16 protein-coding genes are annotated in these 16,898 nt (G+C 61.6%); 5 read left to right on the top strand and 11 right to left on the bottom strand.

Annotated features, from left to right (window positions below):
* Window positions 1-30 precede the first annotated feature (30 nt).
* The 8 genes from GH665_RS23690 to msuE all read right to left on the bottom strand — a co-directional run bounded on the left by GH665_RS23690 (window position 31) and on the right by msuE (window position 7,921).
* Window positions 31-837, bottom strand: a complete 807-nt coding sequence (locus GH665_RS23690; protein ID WP_153139414.1) for an ABC transporter ATP-binding protein — start codon at window positions 835-837, stop codon at window positions 31-33.
* A 2-nt stretch (window positions 838-839) separates the two neighbouring features.
* On the bottom strand, window positions 840-2,201 hold the full coding sequence (locus GH665_RS23695; protein ID WP_153139416.1) for an ABC transporter substrate-binding protein: 1,362 nt from the start codon (window positions 2,199-2,201) through the stop codon (window positions 840-842).
* Window positions 2,202-2,266: 65 nt separating this feature from the next.
* Window positions 2,267-3,334, bottom strand: a complete 1,068-nt coding sequence (locus GH665_RS23700) for a branched-chain amino acid ABC transporter permease (RefSeq protein WP_153139418.1) — start codon at window positions 3,332-3,334, stop codon at window positions 2,267-2,269.
* Between the two features lie 8 nt (window positions 3,335-3,342).
* On the bottom strand, window positions 3,343-4,224 hold the full coding sequence (locus tag GH665_RS23705; RefSeq protein ID WP_153139419.1) for a branched-chain amino acid ABC transporter permease: 882 nt from the start codon (window positions 4,222-4,224) through the stop codon (window positions 3,343-3,345).
* 13 nt (window positions 4,225-4,237) lie between these two features.
* Complete coding sequence (locus GH665_RS23710) at window positions 4,238-5,017, bottom strand: ABC transporter ATP-binding protein (protein WP_153139421.1); 780 nt, start codon at window positions 5,015-5,017, stop codon at window positions 4,238-4,240.
* A gap of 18 nt (window positions 5,018-5,035) precedes the next feature.
* Entirely contained in the window at window positions 5,036-6,205 is a 1,170-nt protein-coding gene (locus tag GH665_RS23715; RefSeq protein WP_153139423.1) for an AMP-binding protein, read from the bottom strand.
* 2 nt (window positions 6,206-6,207) lie between these two features.
* Window positions 6,208-7,311, bottom strand: a complete 1,104-nt coding sequence (sfnG, locus tag GH665_RS23720) for a dimethylsulfone monooxygenase SfnG (protein ID WP_153139426.1) — start codon at window positions 7,309-7,311, stop codon at window positions 6,208-6,210.
* A gap of 28 nt (window positions 7,312-7,339) precedes the next feature.
* On the bottom strand, window positions 7,340-7,921 hold the full coding sequence (gene msuE, locus GH665_RS23725; RefSeq protein ID WP_153139428.1) for an FMN reductase: 582 nt from the start codon (window positions 7,919-7,921) through the stop codon (window positions 7,340-7,342).
* A gap of 541 nt (window positions 7,922-8,462) precedes the next feature.
* Between msuE and GH665_RS23730 the strand changes: the two genes are divergently transcribed.
* Window positions 8,463-9,692 (top strand): acyl-CoA dehydrogenase family protein, encoded by a 1,230-nt coding sequence (locus tag GH665_RS23730; RefSeq protein ID WP_153139430.1) that lies wholly within the window; start codon window positions 8,463-8,465, stop codon window positions 9,690-9,692.
* On the top strand, window positions 9,689-10,804 hold the full coding sequence (locus tag GH665_RS23735; RefSeq protein WP_281357309.1) for a sigma-54 interaction domain-containing protein: 1,116 nt from the start codon (window positions 9,689-9,691) through the stop codon (window positions 10,802-10,804). The genes GH665_RS23730 and GH665_RS23735 overlap by 4 nt, the downstream gene beginning before the upstream one ends.
* A gap of 16 nt (window positions 10,805-10,820) precedes the next feature.
* On the opposite strand, the gene GH665_RS23740 is transcribed toward GH665_RS23735, so the two are convergent.
* The 3 genes from GH665_RS23740 to GH665_RS23750 all read right to left on the bottom strand — a co-directional run bounded on the left by GH665_RS23740 (window position 10,821) and on the right by GH665_RS23750 (window position 13,661).
* Entirely contained in the window at window positions 10,821-12,065 is a 1,245-nt protein-coding gene (locus GH665_RS23740) for an acyl-CoA dehydrogenase family protein (RefSeq protein WP_153139434.1), read from the bottom strand.
* Window positions 12,066-12,425: 360 nt separating this feature from the next.
* The gene (locus tag GH665_RS23745) at window positions 12,426-13,073 is read right to left on the bottom strand and encodes a hypothetical protein (RefSeq protein WP_153139466.1); all 648 of its coding nucleotides are present in this window, start codon (window positions 13,071-13,073) and stop codon (window positions 12,426-12,428) included.
* A 30-nt stretch (window positions 13,074-13,103) separates the two neighbouring features.
* Complete coding sequence (locus GH665_RS23750) at window positions 13,104-13,661, bottom strand: hypothetical protein (protein ID WP_153139468.1); 558 nt, start codon at window positions 13,659-13,661, stop codon at window positions 13,104-13,106.
* Between the two features lie 276 nt (window positions 13,662-13,937).
* On the opposite strand from GH665_RS23750, the gene GH665_RS23755 reads away from it, so the two are divergent.
* From GH665_RS23755 to GH665_RS23765, 3 genes are all read left to right on the top strand, one after another.
* Window positions 13,938-14,357 carry a hypothetical protein gene (locus tag GH665_RS23755; protein ID WP_153139470.1) on the top strand — a complete coding sequence of 140 codons (420 nt, stop codon included), beginning with the start codon at window positions 13,938-13,940 and terminating at the stop codon, window positions 14,355-14,357.
* 141 nt (window positions 14,358-14,498) lie between these two features.
* Window positions 14,499-14,693: a hypothetical protein gene (locus tag GH665_RS23760; protein ID WP_153139472.1), complete on the top strand. Its 195-nt coding sequence runs from the start codon at window positions 14,499-14,501 to the stop codon at window positions 14,691-14,693.
* A 27-nt stretch (window positions 14,694-14,720) separates the two neighbouring features.
* Window positions 14,721-16,835, top strand: coding sequence for a phosphocholine-specific phospholipase C (locus tag GH665_RS23765; RefSeq protein ID WP_153139474.1), 2,115 nt, complete (start codon window positions 14,721-14,723; stop codon window positions 16,833-16,835).
* Window positions 16,836-16,898 lie beyond the last annotated feature (63 nt).

Genomic DNA, 16,898 nt, shown 5'->3' on the forward strand with positions numbered 1-16,898 from the left:
GTTCAGGCGTCTATGGCGCTGGCCGGGCTGTCACTGAGCAAGCGCGTAACGGGAGCCTCTGCGCGGGCCGCCCGTGACTTGTGCAGACCGTTCGCCGCTCCCCAGATAGGCATCGCGCAATACATCCAGTTCCAGCAGAACGTCCGCTTTCCCATGCGCGACCACGCGACCGCCTTCGAGCACATAGCCGGACTGCGCATAGCGCAGCGCGAGCGCCGCATTCTGTTCCGCCAGCAAAAAACTGACATCGTCGTCGCGATTGAGCGCCGCCACCGTCTCGAAGATTTCCTCGACGACTTGCGGAGCGAGGCCCATCGAAGGTTCGTCGAGCAACACCAGCGAGGGCCGCGCCATCAACGCGCGGCCGATCGCAACCATCTGCTGTTCTCCCCCCGACGTATAGCCTGCCAGCGTCTTACGGCGCTCCTTGAGCCGCGGAAAGATCCCATAGATGCGTTCGAGCTCCGCCTCGAGATGGGCACGCGGGGGTCTTCGTACAAAGGCGCCGAGCCGCAGATTCTCCTCGACCGATAGATGGGCGAAACAACGCCGCCCCTCCAGCACCTGCACGAGCCCGCGTTCGGCGAGTGTCCATGGGTCCACGTCGGTAATCGCGTCGCCGCGATAGGCGATGCGGCCCGACGTCAGCTCGCCCCGTTGGGCACGGATCAGGTTCGAGACGGCTTTCAGCGTGGTCGTCTTGCCCGCGCCATTGCCGCCCAGCAGGGCAACGATGGCGCCGGTGGGCACCGTCAGTGAGACGCCGCGCAGTGCCGCAATGAGCTGGCTATACGTCACGGCGATCTCTTCGACCTGCAGGATCGGGGCGGCGCTCATGCTCAGAGGTCCTTGCTGCAATCGCGCGGTGTAATGCCCTTCTCCTTGGCGTACGCATTGGCCGACTTCTCGATGATCGGTCGCAGCAGCGCACGATCCGCCTGGACCCAGCCGCTGATCACCTTCCATTGCTGGCCGTCCCATTGCTGGAAGCGCACGGCGCCGCCACCCTCGTGATCGGAGCACGACAGTTTCAGCGGCTGAACCAGGCCGTACGCGCCGAGCTGCTTAAGACGCGCGTCGTCGAGATTCAAATGCTCGAAACCCCAGCGCACCTGTTCGCCAGTTAGCGGTTTATTGCCATACCTGGCCTGCGCGACGCGCAACGCTTCGACATTGAGAATGCCGTTGACCACGCCGAGGTTGTAGTACACGGTACCGAAGCGCGCAGGATCCTTCAGGTTGCCGTTGCCAGGTTTGATCACATACTGATTGATCGCCTGAAGCACCGGGAAATCGGTGCCCGACGGGTGCGTGGTGATCGAAATGAAGCCCTTGGCGGCGTCGCCGGCCGGGCGCGCGTCCTCTTCCGAATTGCTCCAGATGTTGCCGATGATGTGATTCGCCGGGAAGCCGACCTTCTGCGCCGACTTCAACGCGACCGGATTCATCACGCCCCAGCCGCGCAGAATCACCCAGTCCGGATTGATCCGGTGGATGGTGAGCCACTGCGAGCCCTGCTCGTTACCCGGATGCGGGACTTCGATCTGCGTGAGTTCGAAGCCGTACTTTTTAGCGAGTGTGTCGAGCACCGGAATCGTCTCGCGGCCATAAGGCGAGCCGTGATAGAGCACCACGATCTTCTTGCCCTTGAGCTGGTTCAACCCGCCTGATTGCTGACCGATGTAATTGACGATTGCCGAGACTTCGCTATACGGATTGAGCTGGAGCGGAAAGACGTACGGGAATACCGCGCCGTCGGTGGAATCCGTGCGGCCGTGATTGATCGTGACGAGCGGAATCTTGTCGGCAGTCGAGCGGTCGAGCGTCGCGTAGGCGATGCCGACCGAGAGCGGATTGGTGGCCGCAGCCGGTGCGCCGTTCAGGCCGCCTTTGAGCCGCTCGTAGCACTCCACGCCTTTCTCCACCACGTATTCGGTTTCGCATTCGCTCCACGTCAGCTTGACCCCATTCACGCCGCCATCGCGCTTGTTAATGAGGTTCATATAGTCGATGAACCCACCGAAGAACCCGCTGCCGCCGGCGGCATACGGTCCGACGCGATAGCTTTGCAACGGGAAGTATTCTTCGCCGGCGGCTTGCACGGTGGGCACAAACGCGGCGGTGAGCGCAAGCATCAGGCTCGCGGCAACGGCGGCGCGCGAGACTGTCCCACGCCTTTTGAAGGAGTCGATGAAATTCATACTAAATGAGCCTTGAGTGGATAAGCGACGGTTTACGGAGTGGAAAACGATGGATGAACCCGGCGTCATGCGCGCAGCGGCCAGTCGCGCAGACGGTTCTGCGCGGTCTGAACCAGTCTTGCGAGCCCGTCTGGTTCCTTGATGAGAAAAACGATGATCAACGTGCCGAAGAGGATCTTCTGCAGGTTCTGCAACTGACCGGCTTCGATGCCGACGCTGGCGAGCGTGCCTGCCGCGTTCGAGAGAAGAATGGGCAACAGCACGATGAACGCCGCGCCAAGAAAATTCCCGCCGATACTCCCCATGCCGCCGATGATGATGATGAACAACACCTGAAACGACAGATTGAGATCGAAGCCGTGGGGCTCGACCGTACCGAGATAGGCAAATGCCCACAACGCACCGGCAATGCCGATCACGAATGAACTCAGCGCGAAGGCGAGCAACTTGGTGCGGCCGGCCGGAATGCCGATCACGCGCGCTGCGGTGTCCATGTCGCGCACCGCCATCCAGCGGCGGCCGAGTTCGCTGCGCACGAGGCGGCCCGCAAAAATAAACAGGACGGTGGTGACGCCCAGCACGAGCAGATAGCGGGCGGCCGGCGTGTCGATTTTCCAGCCGAACGCGGTGAGGCGCGGCGCGCTGAGTACGCCTGAGGTGTCGTCATTGGAAAACCAGCTAACCCGCGTAAAAATCCATTCGACAAAGAACTGTGCGGCCAATGTCGAGACGATCAGATAGAAGCCCTTGATACGCAGACTCGGCAAACCGAACACGGCGCCGACCGCGGCGGTGATCAGTCCACCCAGCAACAGATCGACGATCAGCGGCAGGCCGGGCACCCGCACCATCAGGTTGTAGGTGGCATACGCGCCAACCGACATGAACGCCGCGGAGCCGAGCGAGAGCTGGCCCGCGTAGCCGGTGACCAGGTTCAGGCCGAGCCCCGCGAGAGACAGCACGAGGAACGGAATCAGAATGGCATTGAGCCAGTAATCGTTGCCGAAGAGCGGCACGGCGATGAACGCGATCAGTACGAGCAAGGCTGTGAGCAATGACTTCAGCAGCGGCAATCGCAGCGAGTGTGGCTTGAACTTGCGTGGTGCGTTCAGGGTGGCGCGAGCGGATGACATGGCGGTCCTCACACGCGTTCGACGGCGGGTTCGCCGAACAGGCCGACAGGGCGCGCGAGCAGGAATAGCATCGCGAGCAGATAGGGGAACCAGTTTTCTATGCCGCCGCCCAGCAGGCTGCCGACATAGACCTCGGCAAGTTTCTCCGATGCGCCGATCAGCAGGCCTCCCACGATCGCTCCGCCAATCGACGAGAACCCACCGATAATCAGCACCGGCAGCGCCTTCAACACCACCAGCGAAAGCGAGAACTGCACGCCGAGCCGTGCGCCCCACAGCAGCCCCGCCACGAGGCTGACAAAGCCGGCCAACGCCCAGACGATCGCCCATACGCGCGGCAGCCGCACGCCGATGGCGAGCGCCGCGAGCGGATCGTCGGCGACCGCACGCAGCGACAAACCGAGCCGCGTGCGATTGGTCAGCAGCGACAGGCCGATCACCAGCACGCCGGCGGTCGCGGCGGCAAAGATGTCGAACTGGCTGATCATGACGCCGGCCACGTTGAGCGGCTTGTCGTCGATGCCGAGATCCAGACCGTGCACCTGCGCGCCCCAGAACAACTGCGCTGCGCCTTCGAGAATGAAACTCAGGCCGAGTGTCGCCATGAACAGGACAATGGGCGGCCGGTTCACCAACGGCCGCAACACCAGCCGGCCGATCAGCAACGCAATCAACACCAGTGCCGCTAGCGTCGCGCCGAATGCAAGCACGGGGTTCACATGCCGTTCGACGAGGCTTACATACGTGAGCGCGCCGAACAGCACCATCGAACCCTGTGCGAAGTTGAAGACGCCGGAGGCTTTGTAGATCAGTACGAAGCCGATCGCGACCATCGAATACATCACGCCGGCCAGTAAGCCGCCGACGAGTACCTCGAGAAAAAATCCCATAGTGTTCAGTCTCTCAGTGACGGGTGCCGAGATAGGCGGCCAGCACGTCCGGGTTGGTGCGCACGTCGGCAGGGGCGCCGTCGGCGATTTTCTTGCCGTAGTCGAGCACCACGACGTGATCCGACAGGTCCATCACCACGCCGATGTCGTGTTCGATGAGTACGACGGTCACGCCGAACTGCGTGTTGGCGTCGAGCACATAGCCGGCCATGGCGTGTTTTTCGTCCGCGTTCATGCCGGCCATCGGTTCGTCGAGTAGCAGGAGGCGTGGCTCGGCGGCGAGGGCGCGGGCCAATTCGACGCGTTTCTGAACGCCGTACGGCAAGGTGCCGACGGTGCTATGCCGATAGCGCTGCAAGTCCAGTGCTTCGATCACGACCTCCGCATGGTGGCGCTGCGTGGTCTCATCGCTGCGCGCGCGGCCGACGTTCAAGGTCTGCTCGAGCCACGTGCTGCGCCGGTGCAGATTGCGCCCGGTGAGGACGTTGTCCAGCACGCTCATCCGGCGAAACAACGCAATGTTCTGAAACGTGCGGGCAATGCCACGGTGCGCGGCGTGATACGGATTCATGCGCCGATAGGCGTGGCCGTCGAACAGCACACGGCCTTGCTGCGGTTGATAGACGCCGTTGATCACGTTGAGCAGCGAACTTTTGCCCGCGCCGTTCGGGCCGATCAGCGCGCAGATTTCACCCTTGCGCACAGCGAAACTGATATCGGTGACAGCTTTCACGCCTTTGAACGACAGCGAAATATGATCGAGCGAGAGCAGGGCGGTTGCGGACGAAGTCATTGAAAATTGGCTCATGCATCAATAGGCCGGCTGTTGGGCCGACTCTTGGGTCGGATCTTGCAATCCGCTGTCCGCCGCATGGCGTTGTGGCGCCGCCGCCTGACGCCTGGGTTCGACGCGACGCCAGTCGCCGGCATCGGGCCACGCGCGCACATCGACGCGTAAGGCTTCGAATAGCGCGGCGGTTTTCTCGTCGAGCGGCGGCCCGATGACGAGCGCGGCATGGGTACGCGAAAAACCGATCACCGCGCGCAGCGGACGCGCAATGAGCCACCAGCTCAAGGCACGAACGAGCGGCCCACCCTGTCTGCGTTGCGCGCGGCTGATCAGGCGCCGTCGCCATGAGCGCGCGGCGGGCAAGCGGTCGTCGACGAGTTGCGCCACGCGGGCATAGGTTTCGCGCGTGCCGGCCACGAGCGTGGGCGCGAGTTCGCGGCGATCGTTGTCGCGGGTCGCGAGCGACTCCGGAAAATTCAGGCGAAAGCCGCTCGACACCCAGGGTGCAATCAGGTAGCGCGCCTGCGAGGCGGCGGCGAAAGCACGTGCGGCAAACGCTTCATCGTACGGGCTCAGTTTCTCGGTGGCTGCGAGTTGCTGTGCTTCGCGCACCAGCCTTGCATGTGGGAGACGCTGCTCGACGAGGTGCCCATCGGCATCGAGGCGCACGAAGGCGAACGCGTCGTCGTGGGGTTGGGCGACGGACGCAAAACCGCCTTCGCGTTGAACGGCCAACGTGCGATAGCCAATCACAACCGGATGCGGATGCGGCGCCAGATTGCGCGGATTGGCGTCGACCACGCGCAAGCCTTCATGGGCCAGCAACCGATCCACCTGACTGTCGTCTTCGGCGAACGCGAAGCGCGGGGCGATCTGCGCAAGCACCGGGCGCAACGTGTCGCCGGCGAGTTGCGGATCGAGCGGTATCGCGACGCCGCCGTTCCACTGCGCCGCGAGTGACAGCAGCAACGCCTCCTCGCGTGGGTGGCTGACCAGCAGCAGTGCGTCGCCGGCCGCAAAGCCGTGTTGCGCGAGACCGGCGGCCAGATGTTCGACCGCGGTGGCGACGTCTTGCCACGACAACGCATGCCATGCGCCCAGCCGCTTGTGCCGCAGTGCGACGGCGTGCGGCCGGTGCTGCGCCTGATGGCGCAGCCAGTCCGGTAACGTCGACGGCTGTGCGTTTGTCATGATCAGGCGGCCTTGGCCTGCTGTTTGAGTTCAAGCTCGCGCACCAACGGCAGGACACGCTTGCCGAAATACTCCACTTCTTCGATGAAATGAAGAAAACCGGTCAACACGAGATCGACGCCAACCGACTTCAACTTGACGATGCGCTCGGCGATCTGCTGCGGCGTGCCGATGAGATTGGTGCGGAAACCGTCGTTGTACTGCACGAGGTCTTCGAAACTCGATTTGGCCCAGTTGCCTTCCCCTTCGGGTGAAGCCTTGCCGGCCTGTTTGACGGCGTCGCCGAAGGCATGCACCGCTTCGACGTGGGCATGCTTGATGATGTCGGCGAGCACGGCCCTGGCTTCTTCTTCGGTATCGCGTGCGATCACAAAGGCGTTCACACCGATACGCACCTTGTGATTGTTCTTTGCCGCCTTCGCCTGAATATCGTCGATCTGCGCCTTTAGGTTCTCCGGCGTATTGCCGTTGGTGAAGTACCAGTCGGAGACACTGGCGGCGTTGTCGCGCGCGGCGCGTGAACTGCCGCCCTGGAAGATCTCCGGATGCGGTTTCTGTACGGGCTTGGGGCTCAGCGTGTAATCGTTGAAGCGGTAGAAATCCCCTTTGAAGGTGAAGTTGTCCTGCGTCCAGATACCCTTGAGTGCCTGAATAAACTCGTTCGAACGGCGATAGCGTTCGTCGTGCTCAAGCCACGGCTCGCCGATCGCGGTGAACTCGCCTTTGAACCAGCCGCTCACCACGTTGATCGCAATGCGGCCGTTCGAAATATGGTCGATGGTCGCCAGTTGTTTGGCGACCACAGCGGGGTGCCATGGACCCGGCAGAATCGCAGCCAGCACTTTGAGTTTGGTGGTCGCGTGCAACAGCGCCTGACTGAACGAAACTGATTCGTGCTGATATTCCGCGCCGTATCCGGCGGTGAAGCGGATCTGGCTCAACGCGTATTCGAAACCCGCCTGCTCCGCGGTTTGTGCGAGCTTCTGGTTGTACTCGAGACTCCAGTCGGTGCGCTGCTCGATCGTGCTGACGACCAAACCGCCGCTGACGTTGGGTACCCAGTAGGCGAACTTGACGGTGTCGTCGTGAGAGAGGTTCTGGCTCATGATGTTCCTGATGATTGGATGTTGGGATCTATGCAAGCAGCGTGGCGGTTTGCGGGAAAGAAGCGGGCACGCGTCCGGCATGCAGCCACGGGAGCGCGCGTGCTACCGCCAGCGCAATGCGCTCTTCCAGGACGGGGTTCGAGATCGCGTAGTCGCTGAAATCCGCCTCGGACGCGTACACGCCGATCGGCAGCGTGCGAGCCTGAAAGAAGCTGAACAATGGACGGAGTTGATGATCGATAACCAGCGCATGACGATCGCTGCCGCCGGTCGCGGCGAGCAGAACCGGTACGTCGAACAGCGTTTCGTGATGCACGAGATCGAACAGATGCTTGAAGAGTCCTGTGTACGACGCTCGATAAACCGGGCTCGCCACCACCAGCAGGTCCGCGGATTCAACGGCTGCGATGTGCGCTTCCACATCGCCGGGAACCTGCGAGCGATGAACCGCGCCGGCGAGGCGCGTGGCGATCTGTCCCAGTTCGACGAGATGCGTATCGATCGGCAGCGCGTCGCCGAGCGCGGCAAGCAGGCGTTCGACCACGACGAGAGTGCGCGATGGTCGTTGCAATCCGCCGGAGACGGCGACCACTTTCAATCTGTTACCCATTCGAACGATCCTTTCAGGCGAATGAAAATTAATCGGGAGTGCAGCTTATTTAGCGAATACCGTGCCATCCAGGTTTTTTGCGGACCAGACGGACGAGGATTGAAAATCAGGATCGACGCCGATCGCACGCTGAGTCAAATGGCATAACCGTTTGCGGGTTTTGCGGCCGCGCATATCGCGGTGGCATGGAACCATTGCAGGCTGACGTATGAAGCTGGCGAAGCAAGATGGCCTCAGCCTTGCTGCTGGAGAAGCAGTTCCTTGATCCGGCCGTGATGTGCGGGCTTTCAGTATTCCGACAGGTCTGCTGCGGGGGAGGCGCTTAACAGCAGCATGCTGATGCAGAGGCAGCATCCATAACGATGCTGCTGCGTAAGCAGCAATTCGACTTTGGTTACCACAACAAAATGCATCGGAATTTGCGGGAGGTGGTCAGAATACGTCTCTCAGGAAGCAACGCATGATCGATGCCGTTCACCACCCGTCAGCCGTCAGATGACGGTCCACGTCCGCGCCAAGCGGTGTGAGTGCCCTTGTTCATATGAATTCGACCTACGTACTGCCGGACGCACCGGCTTCCGTGCTACTCGACGCGGAGCGTGCATCGCTAACTGAAACACCTTTGCAGACCGCGCAGCGGCTCGCGGCCACGTTTGCGATAACCGCCGCCGAACGCGACGCGCGGGGCGGTACGCCGAAGGCCGAGCGGGACGCATTACGCGCCAGCGGTCTGCTGTCGATGAGCATTCCCGAGGCGCACGGCGGCCTCGGGGCCAACTGGCGGCAGACGCTGGATGTGGTGCGCACGCTCGGTCGAGCCGACAGTTCGCTCGGCCATGTATTTGGCTTTCACCATCTGATGCTCGCGACCGTGCGTCTGTTCGGCTCGCCGGCGCAGTGGCGTGCCTGGTTCGAGCAGACTGCCCGGCGCCAATGGTTCTGGGGCAATGCGTTAAACCCGCTCGATGAGCGAGCCGTGAGTCACTCGCACGCGGATTGGCGGGAATTCAGCGGGCAGAAGAGCTTTTGTTCCGGCGCGCTCGATTCCGAAATGCTGATTGCCTCCGCGCGAGACGCCGGCACCGGCGCGTTGCTGATCGCGGCGATACCGACCGGGCGCACCGGCATCTCCGTCGCCGAGGATTGGAACAATATCGGCCAGCGGCAAACGGACAGTGGCACGGTGACGCTGGAAAAGGTGCGGGTGGAGAGTCACGAGATTCTGACCGACCCCGGGCCGTTGTCGACGCCTTTTGCCTGTCTGCGTCCTTTGCTCGCTCAGCTCATCCTGACGAATGTCTATCTGAGCATCGGTGAAAGCGCGTTTAACGACGCCCGCCATTACACGCTTCATGAAGCGCGGCCGTGGCACACGTCCGGCGTGCAAACCACCGCGGCGGATCCTTATATCCTGGGCCAGTACGGCGAGTTCTGGGCGGGGCTCGAAGCGGCGCGGCTCCTGACCGACCGCGCGGCTGATCGATTCGACGCGGCCTGGGCCCGTGGGGATGCGTTGACCGACGCCGAGCGCGGCGAAGTGGCGTTGGCGGTCGCAACGGCCAAAGTGGCTGCCACGGAAATCGGGCTCACCATCTGCACCCGTATGTTCGATGTGGCGGGCGCGCGTGCGACGCATGGCGCGCTGAGGCTGGACCGTCACTGGCGAAATCTGCGCACTCATACGCTTCACGATCCACTCGCCTATAAGCTCCGGGAAATCGGTGAATGGGCGCTGACGCAACGATATCCGACGCCGAGCTTCTACTCATGAACTATTCACTCGATCACGTGTTACCGGACCGGGCAGCTATCGCGCGAGCGGAAGCCCCGCCTTTGTTGACGATGCCCGACAAGCGCGCGCTGACCACCTCCATTCGCGCCACCGCCCAGATCTTCTCGGACCCGCAATCGGTGGCTTTGCTCGAACGCATTCGCATGGTCGCGCCGAGCGAGGCGAACGTGCTTGTGATCGGCGAGACCGGCACCGGCAAGGAACTGGTTGCACGTCATGTGCATAACCTGAGTGCTCGCAAGGACGGTCCGTTTGTGGCGGTCAATTGCGGAGCATTCTCCGAGTCGCTGGTGGAGAGCGAGTTGTTCGGCCACGAGAAAGGCGCGTTCACCGGCGCGTTCTGCGCCAAACCCGGCTGGTTTGAAGCGGCCAATGGCGGGACGCTGTTTCTGGACGAGATAGGCGATCTGCCGCTGTCGATGCAGGTCAAGCTGCTGCGCGTACTACAGGAGCGCGAGATTGTGCGGCTCGGTTCGCGCAGGAGCATTCCGATCGACGTGCGCGTGCTGGCGGCCACCAACGTGCACCTTCAGGATGCGGTGGCGGCGGGCCATTTCCGCGAGGATCTGTTTTATCGCCTGAACGTCGTGCATCTGGCCGTGCCCACGCTGCGCGATCGGCCCGGCGATATATTGCCGCTGGCCCGCTATTTTATTGACGAGTATCGAAGCCGGCTGGGTTACGGCCCGGTCGGCATCGAGCCGCGCGCGGAGCGAAAACTGCTGGAGCATAGCTGGCCCGGCAACATTCGCGAACTCGAGAACGTCATTCACTATGCGTTGCTGGTGTGCCGCAGCGATTCGCTAGGCGAGGGCGATCTGCAGATGTCGTCGTTCGGGATTCACGCCGCGCGACGCGCGAGCGCCGACCCGGTTGCGTCGACACCGATCGAAGAACTGGAGGGGGCGTTGCGTCATCTCTTCGATCAGGCGGAAGGCAACCTGTTCGAGCAGATCGAAGACACGGTGATGCGCGTGGCGTTCGAGTTCTGCTACCGGAATCAGATTCAGGCGGCGCGCCTGCTGGGCATTAGTCGCAATGTACTGCGGGCGCGCCTGATTCGGGCCAAACAGATTTCCGCGCAGAAGTAGGCTCACGTGCCACGATCTACGTGGCGGATCTGCTGTTGCCGATCTGCCAGACGAAGGGCGGCTGGGTGCCGTTGATTTCCCAGTCGCCCACGATCCGCTCCTTGTAGATCAGCGGATTATGCGACGCAGCGGTACGCGCGTTTCGCCAGTGGCGGTCCAGTAGTTTGTTTTCGCTCACGCCTGACGCCCCGAGCGCATTGAACAGATCGGTGGTGGCCTGCAGAATCAAACTGGCCACGGCCACTTGTGCTTTGGCCGATTCGATTTCGGCTGCCACGTTGGCGGCCTGTTCGGCATCGCGGTCCGTGCCGAAGCGCGTTTCGTACGCGCGTTGCGCGGGCTCGGCGGCGCGCACGGCAGTGGCCTCCGCCGCATACACGCGTGCCGCTATTTGCCCGACCACCTGTTGCACCTGGGCGTCTTCGCTGACGCGCGGCGCGTTGCCGTGGCTATAAACCCGGGTGCGTTTGCGTACTTCGTGCGAGATATCGCGCAATGCGGCGCGACCCGTTCCCGCGATCACGGCTATCAGCACGAGTTGATAGAACGCCGTCTGGTACTTGAAGCGCGTGGAGAAATCGATGATGTTCTCGGCGTCGACCACGGCGTTCTCGAATACAGACGTCCCGCTTCCGGTGGTGCGCTGGCCGAAACCATCCCAGTCGTCGCTTTGTCTGACGCCCGGCTGGTGCGTGCTCACCGCTGCGATCACATCGGCGCCGTTATCGTCGCGCTGCGCGTAGACGTCGATCCAGTCGGCAAAGATACTGCCTGTGCTGTAGTACTTTGTTCCGTTGACGACCCACTGGTTGTCGTGGCGCGATACCCGCGTGATCACATCGCCTATCTTGACCGCGCCGACTTCGGTCCACGCATTGCCGACGATCTCGCCTGTCACGAAGCGCTGCAGCCATTTTTCCCGTGCCGCGCCGGGCGCTGCGTTGATCCGGTCTTCAACGAACGCGAAGTGGCCGCGCAACGCTTGCGGCAAGCTGGAGTCGGCCTCGGCCAGCTCGATCAGCAACTGTACGAGTTGCGCAAGCGATGCCCCCGCGCCGCCGTATTCGCGCGGCACTCTGACGGCGCCGAAGCCGGCTTCCTTCAACCAGACAATCGGCTCATAGGGAAGCGCACGCGTGCGCTCGCGTTCGAGCGCACCTTCCGCGATCCGGTTGAAGATCGGCTTGAATCTGGCGAGCAACTGTTCGTAGTCGGCGCCGTATGAAAGTGGCAATGCTTCACGCTGGTTGTGTGCTGTCATGCGCCTGCTCTTGAGTCGATAAGTGGAATAAGACTGAGCGGTTAGGCTCCTCTACGTATGAACTGAAAAGCACGAGCCATGCCATCGGGACGAGCGCGCCGTCTTGCCGATCTACACGTCAGGGAAGATGTTTTCTGCTGCTGGACCGGGAGCAGTGTGCTGATGGGCTGCTGGCCTGAAAGCAGCCTGAAGCAGAGGTGCCGGGGTGTTACCGGCTAACGCGAGCGATGCCGTTGATCGATGCGTCGCTTTGAAGGATTGAAGATCGTCGAGTACTGTGCGCCGCGAGTCGTTCTCGCGCGACTGAACGAAACGATGCGCCCGCTGAACGCAGCGGGCGCTGGCCGTCGCGGGCTGCTGTTACTGACGCAGTTCCGGCGTGTCCTGCATGGCGGCTTGCAGCTTCTGCACGGCGTCAGTCGTCGCGCGTTGCGCGGCGAGACCGAAATTGCGTTTGAATTCGCTAAACTCCGCGTGACCGTTACCTGTCACTTCCTTTTTCGTCACGAGCTTGCCGCTCGGATCGGTCACGGTACACACGAGCGTCACCGAAAAATCGGTCGGCGGCCAGGTCAGAAGGCTCGGCGACGAGGACGTCGTCGAGATGGTCGGCGTGACCACGTAGCTCAGATTTTTTGATTGAACCGTTGCCTGATCCGGCGCGGTATTCAGCTTCACGACATTGCTGAACACCTGGCTCAGTTCGACATAGATCGGCAGTTCCAGATCGCGATACGGTTTGTAGGCCACCTTGTCGCCACCGCCGCCCGGCGTAACGACTTCCTTGGTGCGCAGTTCGTCGGTAATCACAAGCCCGACCGTCTTGTTGATCGGCGGCGTTTGCGCGCTCGCCGGTGCCGTCGCCTGTGGCGTGGCCGTTGCCGCGGTGGTGGTGGCCGCCGTAAGTGCAGCCGGGTCGCCGGAGATGGTGATGTCGTGTGCGCAACCTGCGAGCGACGCGATTGCGCCAGTGACCGCGATACTGCGAATAAGGTGCATCAGTTTCATGATGATTTCTGGTCTGTGAGAAATGGAGGGTTACTGGATGGCTTGCATGAACGCGGGATCCGCGTAGAGCGACGCGAGCAGTTTCTGGACGATCAGCGGATATTCCTGGGTCGCCCGCGGAATCGCGATCGCAGCTGCGAATGACGAGTCCCATTGCGTCGTTGCGGTTTTCACGCTGTCGTATCGCACTTCATCGCCGCGCTTGACGATGAAGCGAGCGGAGATCGTGCCGGTGGCCGTGCCGATGTTGGCGTCGACGTTATTCTTCAGCAGCACGCCGCTCAGTTCGACCTTGGCATCGGGCGACAACGCGCGGGCGATGGCCAGTTCCTGCTGTAAGGCGCCGGAAAGATATTGGGCAAACGAATCGCCAACCGGCGAAGTCATACGGTTCGCACGCAGTTGCACGGACGAATGATCGCCGTCGGCTTTATCGTTGGTGAACGTGCCGAGACGCGTTGCCAGAGGCGATGCGTTCTTGAGTGTCTGGATATTGTCGACGGAAGCCGAATAGGGCGGCGCGACAACCGAGCACGCGGCGAGCGTGGCAATCGGAATGACGAGGAGAATCCTTCGCAAAGCAAACATGGGCTTCTAAATGCCTCTTTGGTTATGGTCTGAATGAGGTGGCCGCCCGCCTCGGCGCTTATGCGAAGGCGGGTTCACGTGTTATCGGCAAGTCCGCAGAGAAATTGACTGAAGATTGATTCTCTTTTGATTTGAAAGCAGATCGTAATTAAATCGCGCGAGAACCATTGGCGAGTCGATTCAGAATTAACCGGTCTATAGTCGCCATTGCATGACGGCCAATAGCGCCGGCTTATTTCCACTAGCGCATGCTGCTGGCGCGATACCGAGGTCGACATGGCACTCACCTGGCAATTCCAGCTAAGAATCACCGTCACGCCCAAACTTGCCGCCGATCTGCGCGCCAACCCGCAGGGCGTTTCGCATGCCGCGCTTCATGAAGTGCTACGCCGGCACCACGCGAGCTTGAAGTGTCAGTTCGACGCCTTCGCGGATTACGTGAGCGAAGCGGAAAAGCAGGGAACGGAAAACTATCCGCTTTATCAATGGACCCGGCAGACAATCGAGAACCCGGAGAAGCAAGCAAAGTACTTGCAGTCGTTCACACTCTATGTAAATGGCGAGGAGATATACGGCAAAGAAATCGCCGACGTGATGGAAGCTGAATTGCTGGCACTCGTCAGTGATGAAGGCATTAAGAACGTCGCCCGGTTCGATACCAATCCGGCGAATAATCCTCAGCCGCCGGGGCGCTAACGGTTATCCGTAGTTCGCCTGTTTTTCACCACGACACTCGCATGTAATAAAGCGTAATTATCTTCTCGGCACTGCTGGCGCATGAGCGCGGCGGTTGCCGACGCGCGCTCGCGTCCGTCATTCATTTCCATGGAGACACTCATGCCGACTTCGGCATTCCGGCTTCTTGCGCTCGTCGGTGCGATTGCCGTGACAACGCTTCTTGGCGCGTGCGGCGACGGCCTGTCGTCGCCTGCGTCGACGCCCGCTGCATCGGCGAAGTCAGCATGCGGCAACGCCACGCTCGCCAATGCGCGCATGAGTTGCCCGCCGGGTTTCGTCCCGCCCGCCTCCTGAGCCCGGAATTCAAACTAGGTCCATCGCATGGTCACCAAAACGCGCCGAGATTTTCTGAAGCTGTCCGCCGGACTGGCGGGCGCGACAGCCGCCACTACCCTGTTTCCCGAATCGATTCGCAAAGCGCTCGCAATCGAGCCGGCTTCGGTGACGGGGACGATTCAGGACGTGCAGCACATTGTTGTCTTCATGCAGGAGAACCGCTCGTTCGATCACTATCTCGGTCACCTGAGCGGCGTGCGCGGGTATAACGACCGCTTTCCCGTGACGCTGCCGAATGGCCAGCCGGCGTGGTTCCAACCGCGTCAGGAGGATCAGACGAAGGTGATCGCGCCGTTCCGCTACGACACGACCAATCCGAACGTCAACGCGCAATGTATCGGCGGCCTGCCGCATACGTGGGCCACCACGCACGGTGCGATCGACAGCGGCCGCGCCGACAAATGGGCTGTGCAGAAGAGCAATATGACGATGGGCTATCACGTGCGTGAGGACATTCCGTTCCATTACGCGCTCGCGGATGCCTTCACCGTGTGCGACAACTACTTCTGTTCGATCCCTGGCAACACACACCCGAACCGCATGTATCTGATGACGGGGATGGTCGACCCGCTCGCCACCGGTGGCGGCCCGCTGCTCGACAACACCGATTTCATCGACAACCAGTTCGACACGATCAAGCTGCAGCCCTTCAACTGGACCACCTATCCCGAGCGGCTCGAGACGGCCGGCATCTCGTGGCAGATCTACCAGCAAGGTACCGGCTTCGACAATTTCAGCGGCAACTACGGCACGAACATGCTGGCCTCGTTCCAGAACTTCGTGAATGCACCGGCGGGGTCGTCGCTGCAGAATCGCGGCATGAGTACACGCACGTTGACGCAGTTGAAGGCCGACGTACAGGCTAATGCGCTGCCGCAAGTGTCATGGCTGCTGCCGCCCGCTGCGTATTCGGAACATCCGAAATTCACACCGCTCTACGGCGCCAATTACATCTCGACGATTCTCGATGCGCTGACATCGAACCCCGATGTGTGGAGCAAGACGGTTCTGTTCATCATGTATGACGAGAACGACGGTTTCTTCGATCACGTGGTGCCGCCGCAAGCACCCACGTTGCCGGGTTCGGGTATGAGTACCGTGGACATCTCGCTCGAACGGCATAGCGTTGTGACCGCGACGCAAGCCGGCACTTATACCGCCGACAATCTGCCGTACGGTCTCGGTCCGCGCGTGCCGATGACCGTGGTGTCGCCGTGGTCGAAAGGTGGTTTCGTCTGCTCGCAGGTATTCGATCACACGTCGGTGCTGCAATTCATCGAGAAGCGTTTCGGCGTGATCGAAACCAACATCTCGCCATGGCGCCGTGCGATTTGCGGCGACCTGTCTTCGGCGCTCGACTTCTCGAAGTCCGACGCTACCGTGCCGTCGCTGCCGAGTACCCAAACCTACGTTGCACAGGCCGATTTGCAATGCGCGCGCGCCACGGCGCAGGCCGCGCCGGCCAGTACCGCGCAGCAGCTGGTAACGGCGCAGGAGCCCGGCACGCGGCCCGCGCGTGCGTTGCCGTACGAGCTGCATGTGAACGGCCAGGTGCAGTCGCAAGGCTATGCGCTGACGTTCGCGAACACCGGTAAGCAGGGCGCGCATTTCTGGGTGTACACGGGTGATCCGACCGCGATGCCGCGTCGCTACACCGTCGAAGCCGGCAAGCAATTGTCCGATACGTGGGCGTTCGACACGAATGGCAATTACATGGTGAACGTCTACGGCCCGAACGGATACTTCCGGCGCTTCGCGGGTTCGTCGACCGCGGATGCAGCCGCAAAGCCGGATGTCGTGACCTGCTACGACGTGGCCAACGGCAACGTCTATGTCACGCTGTCCAACGCGGGGAGCACCCCGCTCACGGTCACCGCGGCCGACGTCGCCTATGGTCAGGCGCCGCTCACGGTGACGGTGCCGGCGGGCAAGAGTGTGGAAGCGCATTGGGACCTGTCCTGCAGCAGCCAGTGGTATGACTTTCAATTGACTGTTGCGGGCAATCCAGGCTGGTTGAGGCGCATTGCGGGTCACGTCGAAACGGGGCAAATCAGCGTTACGGATCCGGCTGCCACTGCGCCGGTAACGAAGCCGATTTAAGCCTGTGGATTCGACGTTTCTTTCAATGTCATTTCGACTTCTGGGCTAACTGGTAAATCAATT

The sequence above is a fragment of the Paraburkholderia agricolaris genome, assembly GCF_009455635.1.
Lineage (GTDB): Bacteria > Pseudomonadota > Gammaproteobacteria > Burkholderiales > Burkholderiaceae > Paraburkholderia > Paraburkholderia agricolaris.

Excerpts from the sequence above, each read along its gene's own strand:
- sfnG (WP_153139426.1), bottom strand. The coding sequence starts at position 7,311 with ATGAGCCAGAACCTCTCTCACGACGACACCGTCAAGTTCGCCTACTGG.
- GH665_RS23700 (WP_153139418.1), bottom strand. The coding sequence starts at position 3,334 with ATGTCATCCGCTCGCGCCACCCTGAACGCACCACGCAAGTTCAAGCCA.
- msuE (WP_153139428.1), bottom strand. The coding sequence starts at position 7,921 with ATGGGTAACAGATTGAAAGTGGTCGCCGTCTCCGGCGGATTGCAACGA.
- GH665_RS23730 (WP_153139430.1), top strand. The coding sequence starts at position 8,463 with ATGAATTCGACCTACGTACTGCCGGACGCACCGGCTTCCGTGCTACTC.
- GH665_RS23695 (WP_153139416.1), bottom strand. The coding sequence starts at position 2,201 with ATGAATTTCATCGACTCCTTCAAAAGGCGTGGGACAGTCTCGCGCGCC.
- GH665_RS23715 (WP_153139423.1), bottom strand. The coding sequence starts at position 6,205 with ATGACAAACGCACAGCCGTCGACGTTACCGGACTGGCTGCGCCATCAG.
- GH665_RS23690 (WP_153139414.1), bottom strand. The coding sequence starts at position 837 with ATGAGCGCCGCCCCGATCCTGCAGGTCGAAGAGATCGCCGTGACGTAT.
- GH665_RS23745 (WP_153139466.1), bottom strand. The coding sequence starts at position 13,073 with ATGAAACTGATGCACCTTATTCGCAGTATCGCGGTCACTGGCGCAATC.
- GH665_RS23735 (WP_281357309.1), top strand. The coding sequence starts at position 9,689 with ATGAACTATTCACTCGATCACGTGTTACCGGACCGGGCAGCTATCGCG.
- GH665_RS23740 (WP_153139434.1), bottom strand. The coding sequence starts at position 12,065 with ATGACAGCACACAACCAGCGTGAAGCATTGCCACTTTCATACGGCGCC.
- GH665_RS23710 (WP_153139421.1), bottom strand. The coding sequence starts at position 5,017 with ATGACTTCGTCCGCAACCGCCCTGCTCTCGCTCGATCATATTTCGCTG.
- GH665_RS23755 (WP_153139470.1), top strand. The coding sequence starts at position 13,938 with ATGGCACTCACCTGGCAATTCCAGCTAAGAATCACCGTCACGCCCAAA.
- GH665_RS23760 (WP_153139472.1), top strand. The coding sequence starts at position 14,499 with ATGCCGACTTCGGCATTCCGGCTTCTTGCGCTCGTCGGTGCGATTGCC.
- GH665_RS23705 (WP_153139419.1), bottom strand. The coding sequence starts at position 4,224 with ATGGGATTTTTTCTCGAGGTACTCGTCGGCGGCTTACTGGCCGGCGTG.
- GH665_RS23765 (WP_153139474.1), top strand. The coding sequence starts at position 14,721 with ATGGTCACCAAAACGCGCCGAGATTTTCTGAAGCTGTCCGCCGGACTG.
- GH665_RS23750 (WP_153139468.1), bottom strand. The coding sequence starts at position 13,661 with ATGTTTGCTTTGCGAAGGATTCTCCTCGTCATTCCGATTGCCACGCTC.